This window comes from Streptomyces sp. NPDC057280, assembly GCF_042668605.1.
Taxonomy (GTDB): domain Bacteria; phylum Actinomycetota; class Actinomycetes; order Streptomycetales; family Streptomycetaceae; genus Streptomyces.
Genome location: NZ_JBHUYR010000003.1, coordinates 811,687 through 828,223 on the forward strand (window position 1 = coordinate 811,687; position 16,537 = coordinate 828,223).

Genomic DNA, 16,537 nt, shown 5'->3' on the forward strand with positions numbered 1-16,537 from the left:
GATACGCGCCAGAAGTGGCCAGTATGGTGGTGCGCGCCGCCGAGCCGCCCGAAGCACTGAGGTCGACACGGGCGGTGGAGCCAACCGGGAGAACCTGCCTTGAGTCGTGAAACTGACACTCCGTCCTCCGGGCCCAACGGGCGCGGCGGAGCCGCCTACCCTTCGGGCACGCCGCCCTACGGGACCCCCATGGCTTCCGACGACGGTACGGAAGCGGGCCGTTCGGCCGCGCAGTCCGATGAGCGCAAGACCGAGACCACGCTGACGACCCGGATCCGGATCAACATCCCCGGATCGCGGCCGATCCCGCCGGTCGTCGTACGGACGCCCGTCGCGGACGCCGAGGGCACCGCGGGTGACACCACGGCCGAGACCCCGGCGCCGAGCGCGCCCGCGTCCCACGGCACGGCCGGCAACGGCATGGCCGAGGCTCCCGCCGAGCCGGCTCCGTCCGCCGAGGAGAAGACCAGCGACTGGTTCGCCCCGCGCAAGTCCGGCCCCGCCAAGGGCGGTCAGAGCGGCGGCGGGACCAACGGGGCCGGTCTGCCCGGAGGTTCGGCGCCCGTGCCGAACGGTTCCGGTGCCGCGCCGGGTGCTCCGGCCGGTGGCGGTCCCGGGGCTTCCGGTGGCGCTCCGGGCGGTGCTTCCGGTGGTACGCGGCCCGGTGCCGGGCGTCCCGGTGGCGTGGTCGGTTCCATGAGCGTGCCCGGCGGCTCCCGTTCCGGTTCCACCAACGGCGCGGGCCTGCCCGGCGCGACCGGCGGCCCCGTCGCGCCCGGCCACGGCGGCGGCACGGGTTCCTTCGACGTGACCGAGGCGCTGGCGGCGGGCCCGCTGGGCGGCGGTGCACGCCCCGGCGCCGAGCCGCGCCGCGACGACCTGCCGTACTTCTCGGACAACGACGGCGCGCAGAACGGCCAGGGCCCCCAGAGCGGCCAGAACGGCCAGGCGGGACAGAACGGTTACGGCGGCCAGGCCGGCCTCCCCGGCGGCCACGACGACTTCAACAGCTCCACCGGCTCGCACCGCTTCACGCCCGCCAACGACTTCAACGGGCCCAACGACTTCAGCGGAACGGCCGGTTACGGCGGCCCGCAGGGCCCCGCGGGCCCGACCACCGGCCCGGTCACCGGCGACGGCCCGGTCGTACCGCCGGTCGGCGGCCCGCAGGGCGGCCCGGGTGGACCGGGTGGACCGGGTGGACCGGGCACGCTCGGCGGCCCCGGCGGCACAGGTGGTCCTGCCGGTCCCGGTGCTCCCGGCGGTCCGGCAGGCCCCGGCGGTCACCGCCGCGCGGGCGGTCCTGGCGCCCCGAGCGGTCCCGGCGGCCCCGGTATGCCCAACGCCTCCGCCGGCCTCGCCGGCCCCGGTGTCGGCGCGCCCCCCGGAACCGGCGGCCCCGGCGGTCCCGGTGTCGGCCCCCACGGCGGCCCGCAGACCGCCCCCGGCCGTGGCCCCGGCGGCGGCCTGAGTGACGACACCGCGATCCTCACCCCGCAGAAGCCGGCTCCCGAACCGGGCAGCCCCGGCTACGGCACCCCGCCGGACAACGTCTCCGGGCACACCGTCACCAGCGGCATCCCGGTCGTGCCGCCCACCGCCCAGAACGCCCCGTTCGGGCCCGGCGCCGGCACCGATGGACCGCTGCCGCACACGCCCCCGAAGCTGCCCGAGCCGGTCGCGCAGAACGTCCCGGCGTCGTCGTCGAAGAAGAAGGCGAAGAAGAAGGGCCGCAGCAAGCTGACCCTGCTCGCCGTGGGCGTGGTCGTCATCGCGGGCGGCGCGTACGGCGTGGGCCTGCTGATGAACCACTCCGACGTCCCCAAGGGCACCACGGTCCTCGGCGTCGACATCGGCGGCGGCACCCGCGACGACGCGGTCAAGAAGCTCGACGCGGCCTTCGACAAGAAGGTGAACCAGCCGCTGAAGCTGTCGGTGGACGGCAAGGCGGTCCAGCTCCAGCCCGACCAGGCCGGCCTTCAGTTCGACATGCAGGCCACCGTCAGCAAGGCCGCGACCAGCGACTACAACCCGGTCTCGGTGATCGGCTCGCTCTTCGGCGGCCGGCGGGTGATCGAGCCGGAGATGCCGGTCGACGAGGAGAAACTGACCGCGGCCCTGGAGGACGCCTCCGGCAGCTCCGGTTCGGCGACCGACGGCACGATCAAGTTCAAGAACGGCAAGGCCGTCGCCGTCTACGGCAAGCCCGGCAAGGGCATCGACGTCGCCAAGTCCATGGCGGCGGTGGAGCAGGCGTACCGCACCCAGGTGGAGAACGGCTCGGCGGGCGCGATCACGCTGCCGACCACCACCAAGGAGCCGACGATCTCGAACGCCGAGGTCGACGACGTGATGAAGTCGATCGCGGAGCCCGCGATGGCCAAGACCGTCCGGGTGCAGACCGACCCGGCACACTTCATCGACTTCGGTCAGCGGTCGTTGCCGGACATCCTGAGCTTCAAGGCGGTCGACGGCAAGCTGGTCGACTACTACGACCTCAAGGCGCTCAAGGCGGCGTACGGCACCACCTTCGTCGGCGTGCAGATCAACGGCGCGAGCGGCAAGCGGGACGTCCTGCCCGAGGACGTCGCCTCGGCCCTCCGCAAGGCCCTGCGCGGCAAGACCCCGGCGGAGCGCATCGTCACGATCGACACCGACCCGAGCTAGCCGCACCAGGCTCTGACCAGGGGCATCCGGCACCCGCCGGGTGCCCCTGGTCGTCGTATGACATCTGTCATCCGGCAGTCAGGACCGCCGACACTGCCGGACGAGGGCCCCCGAAGGCCACCCTGGATCACATGACGACGACAGCGGTCGCATTCGACCAGGTGAGCAAGGCGTACGGCGAGGTCCGGGCCGTCGACGGTCTGACACTGAGCCTCCATCCCGGACAGACCGTGGCCCTGCTGGGCCCCAACGGCGCCGGCAAGTCGACCACGCTCGACCTGCTGCTCGGGCTCAAGCAGCCGGACAGCGGCAGCGTCCGGCTCTTCGGCACGAGCCCGCGTGAGGCGATCGTCGCCGGGCGGGTCGGCGCGATGCTGCAGAGCGGCGGGCTGATGGACGAGGTGACCGTCGCCGAGATCGTCGGGCTGGCCTGCGACCTGCATCCGAAGCCGTACAAGGCGAACGACGTCCTCGCCCGGGCCGGCATCACCCAGATCGCCGACCGCAAGGTCAACAAGCTCTCCGGCGGCCAGGCCCAGCGCGTCCGCTTCGCGCTCGCGACCGCGGGCGACAGCGACCTGATCGTCCTGGACGAGCCGACCACCGGCATGGACGTCACCACCCGCCAGGCCTTCTGGGCCACCATGCGCGAACAGGCCGACCAGGGGCGGACGGTCCTCTTCGCCACCCACTACCTCGAAGAGGCCGACGCCGTCGCCGACCGCGTGCTCGTGCTGTACCGGGGCCGGTTGCTGGCCGACGGAACGGCCGCCGAGATCAAGGCGAAGGCGGGGGCGCGGCGGATCTCCTTCGACCTGGACGCGCCGATCGATCCCGACGCGCTCCGCGAGCTGCCCTTCCTCGCCCACCTGAGTGTCTCCGGCTCCACCGTCCGCATCCAGTCCTCCGACGCCGACGCCACCGTCCACGCCGTGTACGGCCTCGGCCTCTACCCCCGCAACCTGGAGGTCGCCGGGCTCGGCCTGGAGCAGGCCTTCGTCGCCATCACCGAGGCCGAGGAGGCCCGTACCTCATGAACAGCCTGATCAAGCTGGAGCTCAACCGCGCCCTGCGCAACCGCAAGTTCCTGTTCTTCTCGGTCCTCTACCCGTCCCTGCTCTTCCTGCTCATCGCGGGCAGCGCAGACGGCACGGACCAGGTCGACGGCACGGGCCTGACCCTGCCGACCTACATGATGGTCTCCATGGCCTCCTTCGGGGCCCTGACGGCCGTGCTGATGGGCAACAGCGAGCGCATCGCCAAGGAACGGGAGAGCGGCTGGGTACGGCAGCTGCGGCTGACCACGCTGCCCGGCCGCGGCTATGTCCTTGCGAAGACCGCGAGCGCGGCCGTGGTCAGCCTGCCCTCCATAGTCGTCGTCTTCGTCGTCGCCGCGGCCGTGAAGGACGTACGCCTGGACGCCTGGCAGTGGCTCGCGCTCACCGGCGCGATCTGGGCCGGCAGCCTCGTCTTCGCCGCGCTCGGCGTGGCCATCGGGTACCTGGCGAGCGGGGACGCGGTCCGGCCGATCACGATGATCACCTACTTCGGGCTGTCCATCCTCGGCGGCCTGTGGATGCCGACGACGGCCTTCCCGGCCTGGCTCCAGGACATCGCCAAGTGGGTGCCCACGCACGCGTACGCTGCCCTCGGGCAGGCGATCGAGCAGAGCCAGGCCCCGCATGCCAAGGACATCGCCGTCCTCGCCGTCTTCTTCGCCCTGTTCGCGGGCGGCGCGGCCTGGCTGTACCGGAAGGACACGCTGAAGGCGTGAGTGTGATGACGGACGATCTGCGGCCCGACGAGGAAGCGCGGGCGGAACGGCTGATCCAGATCGGCCAGCCGCCCCGCAATCGGAGTGAGGCGATCCGGAAGCTGGTGTGGGTCCTGCCCTGGCTGGTCTTCCTGGCCTCCCCGGTGCAGGACCTGAACTCCGGTGACCACACCACCGCGGTCACGGCTGCCGGCTGGACGGGCCTCGTGGCCTTCGTCGGGCTCTATCTGACCCTGGTCTTCCGCACCATGGGCCGCCGGACCTTCCGCGGCGGGATCATCAACGTCCTGGCCGCCGCCCTCTGGGTGCTCGGACTCGCTCTGGCCTTCGGCTTCGGCAGCGAATGGCTCGGCCTGTTCGTGTACGTCTCGGTCACCTGCGGGGTGGCCTTCCCGCTGCGGACCGCCTACTGGACGATCCCGCTCACCGCCGCCGCGATGATGCTGGCGGGCTGGCACGCCCACGATCTCGACGAGGCCTGGGGACTCTTCCTCGTCGTGCTCCTGGTCGGCTACTCCATGACCGGCATCCGGCAACTCGTCTCCACCACCGTGGAGTTGCGCAAGGCCCGCGCCACCGTCGCCCAGCTCGCCGCCAACGAGGAACGCCTGCGTCTCGCCCGCGACCTGCACGATCTCCTCGGTCACTCCCTCTCCCTGATCACGCTGAAGAGCGAACTGGCCGGCCGGATGCTCCCGGACCACCCCGACAAGGCGGCCCAGCAGGTCGCCGACATCGAACAGGTCAGCCGCCAGGCCCTGGTGGACGTCCGCGAGGCGGTCTCCGGCTACCGCAGGCCCCGGCTGTCCGAGGAACTCGCGGGTGCCCAGGTCGCGTTGACGGCCGCCGCGGTCATCGCCGACGTACCCGCCGAACCCGACCTCACCGGCGTGCCCGAGGACAGCGAGAGCGCCCTCGCCTGGGCCCTGCGCGAGGCGGTCACCAACGTCGTACGGCACAGCGGCGCGACCCGCTGCACGATCGAGGTCCTGCACCGCCAGACCCTCGACGGCCCGGTCCTGGAACTCGCCGTCGAGGACAACGGCTCGGGCGGCTCCGGCAAGGGCCCCGGCAACGGCCTCACCGGCCTGACCGAGCGCCTGGGGAAGGCGGGCGGCACCCTGGAGGCGGGCCGCACCAAGCACGGTTTCCGGCTGCTCGCCCGGGTGCCCGCCGGCGCGGTGACGCCCGTAGGATCCGGGGCATGAGCCACACGATCAAGGTCCTCCTCGCCGAGGACCAGTCGATGGTCCGCGAGGCCCTCGCCGCCCTCCTGGGCCTGGAGGACGACATCGAGGTGGTCGCCCAAGTCGCCCGGGGCGACGAGGTGTTGGCCGCGGCACGGACCCACGGCGTCGACGTGGCTCTCCTGGACATCGAGATGCCCGGCATGACCGGCATCGAGGCGGCGGCTCAGGTCCACACGGCCCTGCCGGACGTGAAGCTGGTTGTCCTGACCACCTTCGGCCGCCCCGGCTACCTCCGCAGCGCCATGGAGGCGGGCGCCGACGCGTTCCTGGTCAAGGACGCCCCGGCCGCCCAACTGGCGGAGGCGGTACGCAAGGTACTGGCGGGCGAGCGGGTCATCGACCCGACCCTGGCGGCAGCGGCCCTGGCGGAGGGCGCGAACCCGCTGACGGACCGGGAGCGCGAGGTCCTGCGGGCGGCGGAGGACGGTTCCACGAACGCGGAGTTGGCAGCGAAGCTGCATCTGTCACAGGGCACGGTCCGCAACTATCTCTCGACGGCAATCCAGAAACTGGCGGTAAGGAACAGGGCAGAGGCAGCGCGCCTGGCGAGGGAGAAGGGCTGGCTGTAGTCGGCCTGTCTTTCAGGGGCGCGGGGAACTGCGCGACCAGCCACAGCGAACGCGCACAAGCCCACCGGCAAAAGCCCCTACGGCGATGTCAGTTGAGCCTGGCCCGAGCCGCCCGAGCCTGCCGCCGCAGGCGATCCGCAGCGGACTCGTCCACCGCCGCCACCACCTCCGCGTACCCCTCCAACTCCGCGGCCCCTTCGACGAAGTCACCCCGCTCCACCAGCAACTGCGCCCGCTCGTACCGCAACCGAGCCGGATGAGAAGGCAACAACAGCGACAACTCCACAGCCCACAGCGCCACATCCGACCGCTCCGGCCGAGCCGCCGCCCAGGCCCGCACGTTGTTGAGAATCCGCAGCACCACATCCAGCGGATCGGCCGGCGCCAACATGGACGGATCAAGAGAAGCCCCCGTGGCCCCCGCGACCAACAACTCCGCGTCGGCCCCGGCGAGCACCCGCCCCCCGTCGAACGGATCGGCCAGCACCTGCTCCTCCGCGGCCCCGAACCCCACCACGAAGTGCCCCGGAAGAGCGACCCCGTACACCGGCGCCCCGGCCCGCCGGGCCACCTCCATCCACACCACGGACAGCAGGATCGGCAAGCCCCGCCGCCGCCGAAGCACCTCGTGCAGCAACGACGACTCCAGCCGCTGATAGTCCCCGGCGGAGCCGCGGAACCCGCACCGCTCCCCGAGCAGCTCCCGCAGGGCGACCGCCCACGACCGCGGCCCACCGGGCCGGAACGGCAGCCGCCCGGCCAGTTCGTCCAGTGCGATCTGGGCCGCGTCGATGCCCGCCTCGTCGAGGCCGCCGTCCGCCTCGGCGCCCAGGAGCAGACACAGCGCGGACAGGTCGGGCCGTTCGGAGCGGGCCTCTTCGGCGAACCGCCGGCGCAGTTCGGCGGAGCGTTCCGGGGGTGGGGGATGCGGCAGACGCATAGCTGGCTCGTGCCCTCTCACAGCGATCGGTACCGGCCGCTCACCGGTCACTCTCCCCGGCGGCCGGTTCCCGGTAGTGGTGGTACGCGTGATGCGCCCCGAAGCCCATCCCGGCGTACAGCGCCCGCGCCCCCGCGTTCTCCGCCTCGACCTGGAGCCAGGCCGCCGACGCGCCCTCCTCGAGCGCCCGTCGGGCCAGCGCGGCCATCACCTCGGTGGCCAGCCCCCGCCGCCGCTGCTCGGGATCGACCTCGACGGCGGCGAAGGACGCCCACCGCCCGTCCACCACACACCGCCCGATGGCGGCGGGCACGCCACCGCTTCCCGGCACCTGCGCGAACCACACCGAGGGCCCGCTCGACAGCACCTTCAGCGCCACCTCGCTCACCCCCTTGCGCTGGTAGCGCGCGAGCCACGCCTCGTCCACGTCCCGGGACAGCTCCACCGCGACACCCCCGGCGCCCCCGGCCCGGTCGGCGAGCGGTGCCAGCGCCCCGATCCACAGCTCGGCCGTCACCTCACGGACCCACCCGCGCCGCTCCAGCTCCGCGCACAGCAGCTCCTGCGTGCCCTCGGCGCCGGTCGCGGTCTGCACGTACGCGGGCAGCCCGCGAGCGCCGTACCAGCGGCGTACGGCCTCCAGCGCGTCGTCCAGCGGCATGCCGGGGTCGCCGATCGGCAGCACGGAGTTGGCTCGCCGGGTGAAGCCGGACGCGGCCCGCAGCTCCCACTCGCCGAGCCGCTCGCTCTCCACCGGCCGCCACGCGCGCGTGCAGACATGGGCGAGTTCCGCGTACGAGGCGGACGGCCCCCGGCGGCGGGCCGGGGCGCCCGGCACCACCTTGCCCGCCACCAGCGAGGATTCCGCGATGCGGACAGTCTCGCCGTCCTTGCGTGTGATCCGAAGCACACCGGTGTCCCATGATGCGAGAACACCCACCGTGTCGGTGAACTTCTCACCCGGAACCGCAGGATCGTTCATGCGGCGTACGGAGACCCGTTTACCCACGTCAGCTGCGGTGATACGGACCTCAAGGCGCCCCGTCGCAGAGATTTCCACAGGTCAGTTCACCCCTCCTGTTCGGATCATGCCCAAGAACGGAGATACTAGGGGCGGGCATCGACGACGCCGCGCTCCCGCGCGCCAGGCGGCGGAGCCTATGGAGGCCCGCCAGCGCCCTATCGAGGAGGAACGACAGCGTGACCTACGTCATCGCGCAGCCTTGTGTCGACGTCAAGGACAAGGCGTGCATCGAGGAGTGCCCGGTCGACTGCATCTACGAGGGCTCCCGGTCCTTGTACATCCACCCGGACGAATGCGTCGACTGTGGTGCCTGTGAGCCGGTCTGCCCGGTCGAGGCGATCTTCTACGAGGACGACACTCCGGAGGAGTGGAAGGACTACTACAAGGCGAACGTCGAGTTCTTCGACGAGCTCGGCTCCCCCGGCGGCGCCAGCAAGCTGGGTCTGATCGAGCGGGACCACCCCTTCATCGCCGCGCTGCCGCCCCAGGCGTAAGCGCACCAGCGGCCCGCAGCTTCGTGCCGCCTCGGTCCCGTACGGCCAGATCACCTCTGATCGCCGTACGGGACCGAGGCGTTTGCCGTACGTACCAGAAAGTGAGCCAGTCCCCGTGTCCGCAGTCTCCGACCGCCTCCCCACCTTCCCCTGGGACAAGCTGGAGCCGTACAAGAAGACGGCCGCAGCGCACCCGGACGGCATCGTCGACCTCTCCGTCGGCACCCCGGTCGACCCGGTCCCCGAGCTGATCCAGAAGGCCCTGATCGACGCGGCGGACTCCCCGGGCTACCCGACGGTCTGGGGCACCCCGGCCCTGCGCGACGCGATCACCGGCTGGCTGGAGCGCCGCCTGGGCGCCCGTGACGTCACCCACCGGCACGTCCTGCCGATCGTCGGCTCCAAGGAACTGGTCGCCTGGCTGCCCACCCAGCTGGGCCTCGGCCCCGGCGACAAGGTCGCGTACCCACGGCTGGCCTACCCGACGTACGAGGTGGGCGCCCGTCTCGCCCGCGCCGAGTACGAGGTCTACGACGACCCGACCGAACTGGACCCCGAGGGCCTGAAGCTGCTCTGGCTCAACTCCCCGTCGAACCCGACCGGCAAGGTCCTGTCGAAGGCGGAGCTGACCCGGATCGTCGCCTGGGCCCGTGAGCACGGCGTGCTGCTCTTCTCCGACGAGTGCTATCTGGAGCTGGGCTGGGAGGCCGACCCGGTCTCGGTCCTGCACCCGGACGTCAACGGCGGCTCCTACGACGGCATCGTGGCCGTCCACTCTCTCTCCAAGCGTTCCAACCTGGCCGGCTACCGCGCGGCCTTCCTGGCCGGCGACCCGGCCGTCCTCGGCCCCCTGCTGGAGATCCGCAAGCACGGCGGCATGATGACGTCGGCCCCGACGCAGGCGGCGGTCGTCGCGGCGCTCGGCGACGACGTCCACGTCCAGGAGCAGCGGGAGCGGTACGCGGCCCGCCGAGAGGCTTTGCGCGAGGCGCTGGTGAAGCACGGCTTCCGCATCGAGCACAGCGAGGCCAGCCTCTACCTCTGGGCCACCCGCGACGAGTCCTGCTGGGACACCGTCGCCCACCTGGCCGAGCTGGGCATCCTCGTGGCGCCGGGCGACTTCTACGGGGAGGCGGGCGCGACGTACGTCCGTGTGGCGTTCACGGCGACCGATGAACGGGTGCGGGCGGCGGTCGAGCGTCTGTAGCCGGCGGGACGACGCGAAGGGGCCCGGGGGAGAACCCCGGGCCCCTTCGCGTTTCAGGCCGTTCAGCCGAGCGGCAGCGACTTCACCGGCAGCGAGTCGGCCGCGGGCAGCCCGCCCTTGGTGAGGGAGTCCGTCGGCAGCCCGCCCTTCGTCGCGGTGGACGTGGTGTCACCGAGGATGTCCCCGGCGGAGCCCGCCGCGTCACCGGCCGTCTGCTGCGCGGCCGGGGCCGCCTTCTTCGCGACCTTGCCGCCGGTCTTGCCCGCCGTCGGCACCGCCTTCTTGACCGCGTTGCCGCCGGTGTTGCCCGCGATCTTGGTGACGCTCTGCGTCGCGCCGTCGACGTTGTTGCCGACGCTCGCCGCGTCCAGGGCGGTCAGACCGCCCAGGTTCGGGGTGGCGGGGAGCTCGGCGGGCGCCGCACTGGCGGAGCCGGCCGCACCGACCCCGGCTGCCGCTCCCGCAGCGACGAGCAGCGCGGCACGGGCGATCCTGCGGGTCAGGGGGAGGGACATGATGCTCCTTTGACGGGAGAGAACGAGGAAGTGTGCACCCGCTCCCGGCAGTTGATCACCGGGCTCGGACGCAGTGACTACCGCTCGAAGCCCGCGAAGGTTGCGGACGGCCAACGTAAAGAGTTGGCAATGCGTCGCATTATCGGCTGCGGATAAAAACGGGCAAAAGGCGCCCGATCCGAAAGTCCGCCGAATCCTTACAGCCCTGTGTTCTCAAGGGATTTCCCGGATACGAGAGTGAGGTGACGAAAACCTGCGCACACCCGCGTCCGAGTCGGGCCCCCGTAACCCCTGCGAGTGACGGCCCGTACTACTGAGCAGTCACGATCCGCACGGACCCGGCGGCCTTCTCCGCCCCGCCCGCACCCGTGCTCTGCACGGCCCGCCACTCGCTCTGGGTGTTCCCCGCGGTCCACCGCCGCCCGGCGTAGGTGACGCTCTGGATGTGCAGGGCGGAGGCGTTGGCCACCGCCCAGTGCGCGAGCTGCCAGCCCCGCTGCCGCACCGTGCGCTTGGCGGGGTCGTGGCCGGTGACCGGCACGATCAGCGTCCGCTCCCCGGCCGTGTCCCCGGTGGCGGCGGACGACGACTTCGTACCCTTCGCCACGTCCTCGGCGGTCGTGTCGAGCGCGTCCCGCCCGAAGTCCTTCACCAGCGCGTCCCGCACCCCGTCCGGACCCGCGGCCTGCGTGGCGGCCTGCCGCCCGTCGCAGGTCAGCGTCGCCGGAGAGGTCCCGGTGAGCGCGGCGGCGAGCAGCACCGCGTCCGGCTCGTGCTTGGCGTACGCCTCCGGGTAGCCGCTGCGCTGCACCCGCTGGGCGGCCTCCGTGAGCGGCATCTTCGTGTAACCGGAGACCTTGACCAGATGCTCGTAGAACTTCCCCGCCGCGTACGCCGGGTCCATGATCTGCCGCTCCGTGCCCCAGCCCTGCGACGGCCGCTGCTGGAACAGGCCGAGCGAGTCCCGGTCGCCGTGGGTGATGTTGCGCAGCCCCGACTCCTGGATCGAGGTCGCCAGCGCGATCGCCACCGCCCGCTCGGGCAGCCCGCGCCCGGTGCCGACGGCCGTGATGGTCGCCGCGTTCACCGCCTGCTCCGGCGTGAACTCGTACTCCGCCCCGTCGCCCTTGCCCGAGACGACCTTGCAGCCGGGCGCGTCCGCGCCTCCGGTGACGTACTGCACCACGAGATAGCCCGCGACGGCACACAGGACCACGAGGGCCGCCCCGAAACGCAGGAGGCGGCCACGACGACGGCGTCGGGGAGTGGGTGACGGCTGTGGCATCCGTACAAAATACTGGAGGGGCCTGTGGTGCCCGAGCCGGGTGTGGACGACGGCCGCGAGGGCCCGGGCGCTAGGGTCAAGGCCATGGCCGATACCCCGCTTGACCTCACGCTGGACGCTGCGGAGCTGACCGCGCAGCTCGTCGACTTCCCCTCGGTGAGCGGCACCGAGAAGCCCCTCGCGGACGCCATCGAGACCGCGCTGCGCGCCCTGCCGCACCTCACGGTCGACCGGTACGGCAACAACGTGGTGGCCCGCACGAACCTGGGCCGCGCGGAGCGGGTCATCCTCGCCGGCCACATCGACACCGTCCCCATCGCCGACAACGTCCCCTCCCGCCTCGACGAGGACGGCTACCTCTGGGGCTGCGGCACCTGCGACATGAAGTCCGGCGTCGCCGTCCAGCTGCGCATCGCGGCGACCGTCCCGGCCCCCAACCGCGACCTCACCTTCGTCTTCTACGACAACGAAGAGGTCGCCGCCCACCTCAACGGTCTGGGACATGTCGCCGAGGCCCATCCCGAGTGGCTGGCGGGCGACTTCGCGGTGCTCCTCGAACCCACCGACGGCCAGGTGGAGGGCGGCTGCCAGGGCACGCTCAGGGTGCTGCTCAAGTTCAAGGGGGAGCGGGCGCACTCCGCGCGCGCGTGGATGGGCTCCAACGCGATCCACGCCTCCGCGCGCGTGCTGGCCAAGCTGGCCGCGTACGAGCCGCGCCGGCCGGTCGTGGACGGCCTGCGCTACCACGAGGGCCTCAACGCCGTCGGCATCGAGGGCGGCGTGGCCACCAACGTCATCCCGGACGCCTGCACGGTCACCGTCAACTTCCGTTACGCGCCCGACCGCAGCGAGGAGGAGGCCGAGGCCTTCGTCCGCGACTACTTCGCCGACTGCGGCGTGGACGAGTTCGTCGTCGACGACCACACCGGCGGAGCCCGGCCGGGCCTGAACGACCCGTCCGCGGCCGCCTTCGTGCAGGCCGTGGGCGGCGAGGTCCACCCCAAGTACGGCTGGACGGACGTGTCCCGCTTCAGCCGCCTGGGCATCCCGGCCGTCAACTACAGCCCCGGCAACCCGCTGCTCGCCCACAAGGTCGACGAGCGGGTGAAGGCGTCACTGATCCCGGTCGCGGAGGAGCGGCTGCGGGCCTGGCTGACGGCATGAGGCGGCAAGGCCGCCGCCGGCGGACACGCACACGTCCCCCCTCCGTAACCCGCGTAGATCTACGCTGAAGCGGAACTACCCGCTAATGGAGGGAGCGCACATGGCTACCGGCAACCCCGAGGGGAAGAAGCAGCCACCGTCGGAGCAGCGCCTGGGACCCGTCCTCCGAAGGCGTGGACAGGTGACGGCCAGCACCACCGACCAGCGGCTCCTGGACGCGGGCGGCCCCTCCGACTGGGTCCACACCGACCCCTGGCGGGTCCTGCGCATCCAGTCGGAGTTCATCGAGGGCTTCGGCACGCTCGCCGAACTCCCGCCCGCGATCAGCGTGTTCGGCTCGGCGCGGACACCGGCGGACTCCCCGGAGTACGCGGCGGGCGTGCAGCTCGGTCGAGGCCTGGTCGAGGCCGGGTTCGCGGTGATCACGGGCGGCGGTCCAGGGGCGATGGAGGCGGCCAACAAGGGCGCCTGCGAGGCGAACGGCATCTCGGTGGGCCTCGGCATCGAGCTGCCCTTCGAGCAGGGCCTCAACCCGTACGTCGACATCGGCCTGAACTTCCGGTACTTCTTCGTCCGCAAGATGATGTTCGTGAAGTACGCGCAGGGCTTCGTGGTCCTGCCCGGCGGCCTCGGCACGCTCGACGAACTCTTCGAGGCCCTCACCCTCGTGCAGACCCAGAAGGTCACCCGCTTCCCGATCGTCCTGTTCGGCAGCGCCTACTGGGGCGGCCTGGTGGACTGGCTGAAGAACACCCTGATCGCCCAGGGCAAGGCCTCCGAGAAGGACCTGCTCCTGTTCCACGTCACGGACGACGTGGACGAGGCGGTGGCGCTGGTGTCGAAGGAGGCGGGCCGCTAGGGCCCGTCCGGCGGATCAGGCGAGTCCCCGGCGGGCGACCGCCGGGGGCCGGTGGCCCGCGATCGACGCCACCATGTCCAGCACCTGACGGGTCTCGGCGACCTCGTGCACGCGGTAGACCTGTGCCCCGAGCCACGCCGAGACCGCCGTCGTCGCGAGCGTCCCGACGACGCGCTCCTTCACCGGCTTGTCCAGGGTCTCGCCGACGAAGTCCTTGTTCGACAGGGACACCAGCACCGGCCACCCCGTCCCGACCATTTCTCCCAGCCGCCGTGTCGCTTCGAGACTGTGCCGCGTGTTCTTCCCGAAGTCGTGCCCCGGGTCGATCAGCACCGACTCCCGGGGCACCCCCAGCGCCACGGCCCGCTCGGCCAGCCCCACGGTCACCCGCAGAATGTCGGCCATGACGTCGTCGTACGTCACCCGGTGCGGCCGCGTACGAGGCTCGGCCCCGCCCGCGTGCGTGCACACCAGCCCCACCCCGTACCGCGCGGCCACCTCCGCGAGTCCCGGATCGACCCCGCCCCACGCGTCGTTCAGCAGATCCGCCCCCGCCTCGCACACGGCCGCACCGACCGACGCCCGCCAGGTGTCCACGCTGATGACGACGTCGGGGAACCGCCGCCGCACCTCCGCCACGAACCCGACCGTCCGCCGCGCCTCCTCCTCGGCGGACACCTCTTCGCCCGGCCCGGCCTTGACCCCGCCGATGTCGATGATCGCGGCACCCTCGGCCACCGCCTGCTCCACGCGCGCGAGGGCCGGCTCGTCACGGAACGTCGCGCCCTGGTCGTAGAAGGAGTCCGGGGTCCGGTTCACGATCGCCATGATCACCGGCTCGTGCGGCTCGAATTCCCGCGTGCCCAGCCTGAGCATCCCCTGTGACCTCTCCTAGTACGTCCTGGCAAGTCGCCGGCCGGCGGCCGCCTGCGACCCTAACTGTCAGACTCGCATGGCACGATCGGACTCTGACACATTCGACTCCGACACAGAGTCCGATACGGAGTCCGACACTTTCACCGAGCGTGGGGGCCCACAGCGATGGTTATGTTCTTGTTCCTCGTCGTCGCGCTCGCCGTCGTGGTCGCCGCGGTGACGCTCGCCGTGGTGGGCGGCGGCGAGACGGGCCCCCTCCCGGAGGCCGCTCCGGAGCGCCTCCAGGACCCCCTGCCGTACGACCGCCCGGTCCACCGCGCCGACGTGGAGGCCCTCCGCTTCCCGCTCGCCGCGCGCGGCTACCGCATGGCCGACGTGGACGACGCCCTCGGCCGCCTCGGCGCCGAGCTCGCCGAGCGCGACGCGCGCATCGCCGACCTGGAGTCGGCCCTGGCCGGCGCCCAGGCCGCCGCCCACGGCACGCGCACCTCGCACGTCTCCATGGAGAAGCCCGCCCAGGAGGACCAGTGAGCGACGGAACCGCCCTGGCCGGCCCGGACGGCCGGCTGCGCTGCCCCTGGGGCGTGTCCACCGAGGACTACATCGCCTACCACGACGAGGAGTGGGGCCGCCCGGTCCACGGCGACGACGCCCTCTACGAGCGCCTCTGCCTGGAGGCCTTCCAGTCCGGCCTCTCCTGGATCACGATCCTGCGCCGCCGGGAGGGCTTCCGCGCGGCCTTCGCGGGGTTCGAGATCGCCAAGGTGGCGACGTTCACGGACGCCGACCGCGACCGCCTCCTCCTGGACGAGGGCATCATCCGCAACCGCGCCAAGATCGACGCGACCCTCGCCAACGCGCGCGTACTGGCCGACTGGGCTCCGGGCGAGCTCGACGAGTTCATCTGGTCGCACGCCCCGAAAACGCCGGGCCCGGCTCCCCGAACGGTGGGAGACGTCCCGGCGATCACTCCGGAGTCGACGGCGTTGTCGAAGGCCCTGAAGAAGAAGGGCCTGCGCTTCGTGGGACCGACGACGGCGTACGCCCTGATGCAGGCGTGCGGGCTGGTGAACGACCACCTGGCCGACTGCTCGGCCAGGCGGAGCTGAGCGCTCAGCGCCCCAGGTACTTGGGCGTCTCCTTGTTCACGAACGCCCGCACAGCGATCGCATGGTCCTCCGACGCCCCCGCCCGCGTCTGCAGCTCGTCCTCCTTCTCCAGCGTCTCCGCCAGAGAGTGCGAGAACCCGTAGGCGACGGACTCCTTGATCGCCGCGTACGCCACCGTCGGCCCCTCGGCCAGCGCGCGGGCCACCTTCTCGGCCTCGGCGTGCAGCTCAGCCGCAGGGACGAGACGGTTGGCGATGCCCAGCTCGTACGCCTCCTGGGCCTTGATCGTCCGCGGGAAGAGCAGCAGGTCGGCGGCGCGCCCGGGGCCCACCACCCGCGGCAGGGTCCACGAGATCCCGGAGTCCGCCGTCAGCGCGACCCCCGCGAACGAGGTGTTGAACCCGGCCGTGTCCGCGACCACCCGGTAGTCCGCCGCGAGCGCCAGCCCGAACCCGGCCCCGGCCGCGACCCCGTTCACCCCGGCCACCACCGGCTTGGGCATCTCCGTCAGGGCACGCACGACCGGGTTGTAGTGCTCCTTGACCGTGCTCATGACGGAGGTCGAGCCCTCCGCGAGCAGCCCGATGTGCTCCTTGAGGTCCTGACCCACACAGAACGCCCGCTCCCCGGCGGAGGTCAGCAGCACGGCCCGCACGGCGTCGTCACCGGCCGCGGCCCGGACCGCGTCCCGCAGCGCGACCTTGGTCGCGATGTTCAGGGCGTTCATCGCCTCGGGCCGGTTGATGGTGATCGTCGCGAGTCCGTCGCCCACCTCGTAGAGCACGGTGTCGGCCATGTGCGTCC

17 protein-coding genes are annotated in these 16,537 nt (G+C 72.0%); 11 read left to right on the plus strand and 6 right to left on the minus strand.

Features of this window, described 5'->3' with window-relative positions; all coding sequences use genetic code 11:
* Positions 1–189 precede the first annotated feature (189 nt).
* The 5 genes from ACFUO4_RS22305 to ACFUO4_RS22325 all read left to right on the plus strand — a co-directional run bounded on the left by ACFUO4_RS22305 (position 190) and on the right by ACFUO4_RS22325 (position 6,260).
* The gene (locus ACFUO4_RS22305; RefSeq protein ID WP_383487320.1) at positions 190–2,667 is read left to right on the plus strand and encodes a peptidoglycan binding domain-containing protein; all 2,478 of its coding nucleotides are present in this window, start codon (positions 190–192) and stop codon (positions 2,665–2,667) included.
* Between the two features lie 131 nt (positions 2,668–2,798).
* Complete coding sequence (locus ACFUO4_RS22310) at positions 2,799–3,704, plus strand: ABC transporter ATP-binding protein (protein ID WP_383487323.1); 906 nt, start codon at positions 2,799–2,801, stop codon at positions 3,702–3,704.
* Positions 3,701–4,441, plus strand: coding sequence for an ABC transporter permease (locus ACFUO4_RS22315; protein WP_383487326.1), 741 nt, complete (start codon positions 3,701–3,703; stop codon positions 4,439–4,441). The genes ACFUO4_RS22310 and ACFUO4_RS22315 overlap by 4 nt, the downstream gene beginning before the upstream one ends.
* A gap of 5 nt (positions 4,442–4,446) precedes the next feature.
* Entirely contained in the window at positions 4,447–5,649 is a 1,203-nt protein-coding gene (locus ACFUO4_RS22320) for a sensor histidine kinase (protein ID WP_383487910.1), read from the plus strand.
* Complete coding sequence (locus ACFUO4_RS22325; protein ID WP_383487330.1) at positions 5,646–6,260, plus strand: response regulator; 615 nt, start codon at positions 5,646–5,648, stop codon at positions 6,258–6,260. The genes ACFUO4_RS22320 and ACFUO4_RS22325 overlap by 4 nt, the downstream gene beginning before the upstream one ends.
* 88 nt (positions 6,261–6,348) lie before the next feature.
* On the opposite strand, the gene ACFUO4_RS22330 is transcribed toward ACFUO4_RS22325, so the two are convergent.
* Together ACFUO4_RS22330 and ACFUO4_RS22335 are read right to left on the minus strand one after the other, a co-directional pair.
* Positions 6,349–7,200, minus strand: a complete 852-nt coding sequence (locus tag ACFUO4_RS22330; RefSeq protein ID WP_383487333.1) for a tetratricopeptide repeat protein — start codon at positions 7,198–7,200, stop codon at positions 6,349–6,351.
* Positions 7,201–7,240: 40 nt separating this feature from the next.
* Positions 7,241–8,260 carry a GNAT family N-acetyltransferase gene (locus ACFUO4_RS22335; RefSeq protein ID WP_383487336.1) on the minus strand — a complete coding sequence of 340 codons (1,020 nt, stop codon included), beginning with the start codon at positions 8,258–8,260 and terminating at the stop codon, positions 7,241–7,243.
* 140 nt (positions 8,261–8,400) lie between these two features.
* On the opposite strand from ACFUO4_RS22335, the gene fdxA reads away from it, so the two are divergent.
* Positions 8,401–8,718: a ferredoxin gene (gene fdxA, locus ACFUO4_RS22340; protein ID WP_010047804.1), complete on the plus strand. Its 318-nt coding sequence runs from the start codon at positions 8,401–8,403 to the stop codon at positions 8,716–8,718.
* Positions 8,719–8,833: 115 nt separating this feature from the next.
* Complete coding sequence (locus tag ACFUO4_RS22345) at positions 8,834–9,925, plus strand: bifunctional succinyldiaminopimelate transaminase/glutamate-prephenate aminotransferase (protein ID WP_383487340.1); 1,092 nt, start codon at positions 8,834–8,836, stop codon at positions 9,923–9,925.
* Positions 9,926–9,987: 62 nt separating this feature from the next.
* On the opposite strand, the gene ACFUO4_RS22350 is transcribed toward ACFUO4_RS22345, so the two are convergent.
* Positions 9,988–10,440 (minus strand): ATP-binding protein, encoded by a 453-nt coding sequence (locus tag ACFUO4_RS22350; RefSeq protein ID WP_079310362.1) that lies wholly within the window; start codon positions 10,438–10,440, stop codon positions 9,988–9,990.
* Positions 10,441–10,750: 310 nt separating this feature from the next.
* Positions 10,751–11,725, minus strand: a complete 975-nt coding sequence (locus tag ACFUO4_RS22355) for a heavy metal transporter (protein WP_383487345.1) — start codon at positions 11,723–11,725, stop codon at positions 10,751–10,753.
* A gap of 84 nt (positions 11,726–11,809) precedes the next feature.
* On the opposite strand from ACFUO4_RS22355, the gene dapE reads away from it, so the two are divergent.
* The gene (gene dapE / locus ACFUO4_RS22360) at positions 11,810–12,889 is read left to right on the plus strand and encodes a succinyl-diaminopimelate desuccinylase (protein ID WP_079310390.1); all 1,080 of its coding nucleotides are present in this window, start codon (positions 11,810–11,812) and stop codon (positions 12,887–12,889) included.
* 100 nt (positions 12,890–12,989) lie between these two features.
* Positions 12,990–13,748 (plus strand): TIGR00730 family Rossman fold protein, encoded by a 759-nt coding sequence (locus tag ACFUO4_RS22365; RefSeq protein WP_079310363.1) that lies wholly within the window; start codon positions 12,990–12,992, stop codon positions 13,746–13,748.
* A 15-nt stretch (positions 13,749–13,763) separates the two neighbouring features.
* On the opposite strand, the gene folP is transcribed toward ACFUO4_RS22365, so the two are convergent.
* Positions 13,764–14,624, minus strand: a complete 861-nt coding sequence (gene folP / locus ACFUO4_RS22370) for a dihydropteroate synthase (protein WP_383487349.1) — start codon at positions 14,622–14,624, stop codon at positions 13,764–13,766.
* 165 nt (positions 14,625–14,789) lie between these two features.
* Between folP and ACFUO4_RS22375 the strand changes: the two genes are divergently transcribed.
* Positions 14,790–15,155 carry a DivIVA domain-containing protein gene (locus ACFUO4_RS22375; protein WP_383487352.1) on the plus strand — a complete coding sequence of 122 codons (366 nt, stop codon included), beginning with the start codon at positions 14,790–14,792 and terminating at the stop codon, positions 15,153–15,155.
* Complete coding sequence (locus tag ACFUO4_RS22380) at positions 15,152–15,733, plus strand: DNA-3-methyladenine glycosylase I (protein WP_383487355.1); 582 nt, start codon at positions 15,152–15,154, stop codon at positions 15,731–15,733. The genes ACFUO4_RS22375 and ACFUO4_RS22380 overlap by 4 nt, the downstream gene beginning before the upstream one ends.
* A 4-nt stretch (positions 15,734–15,737) precedes the next feature.
* On the opposite strand, the gene ACFUO4_RS22385 is transcribed toward ACFUO4_RS22380, so the two are convergent.
* Complete coding sequence (locus ACFUO4_RS22385) at positions 15,738–16,529, minus strand: enoyl-CoA hydratase/isomerase family protein (protein WP_383487358.1); 792 nt, start codon at positions 16,527–16,529, stop codon at positions 15,738–15,740.
* Between the last annotated feature and the right edge of the window lie 8 nt (positions 16,530–16,537).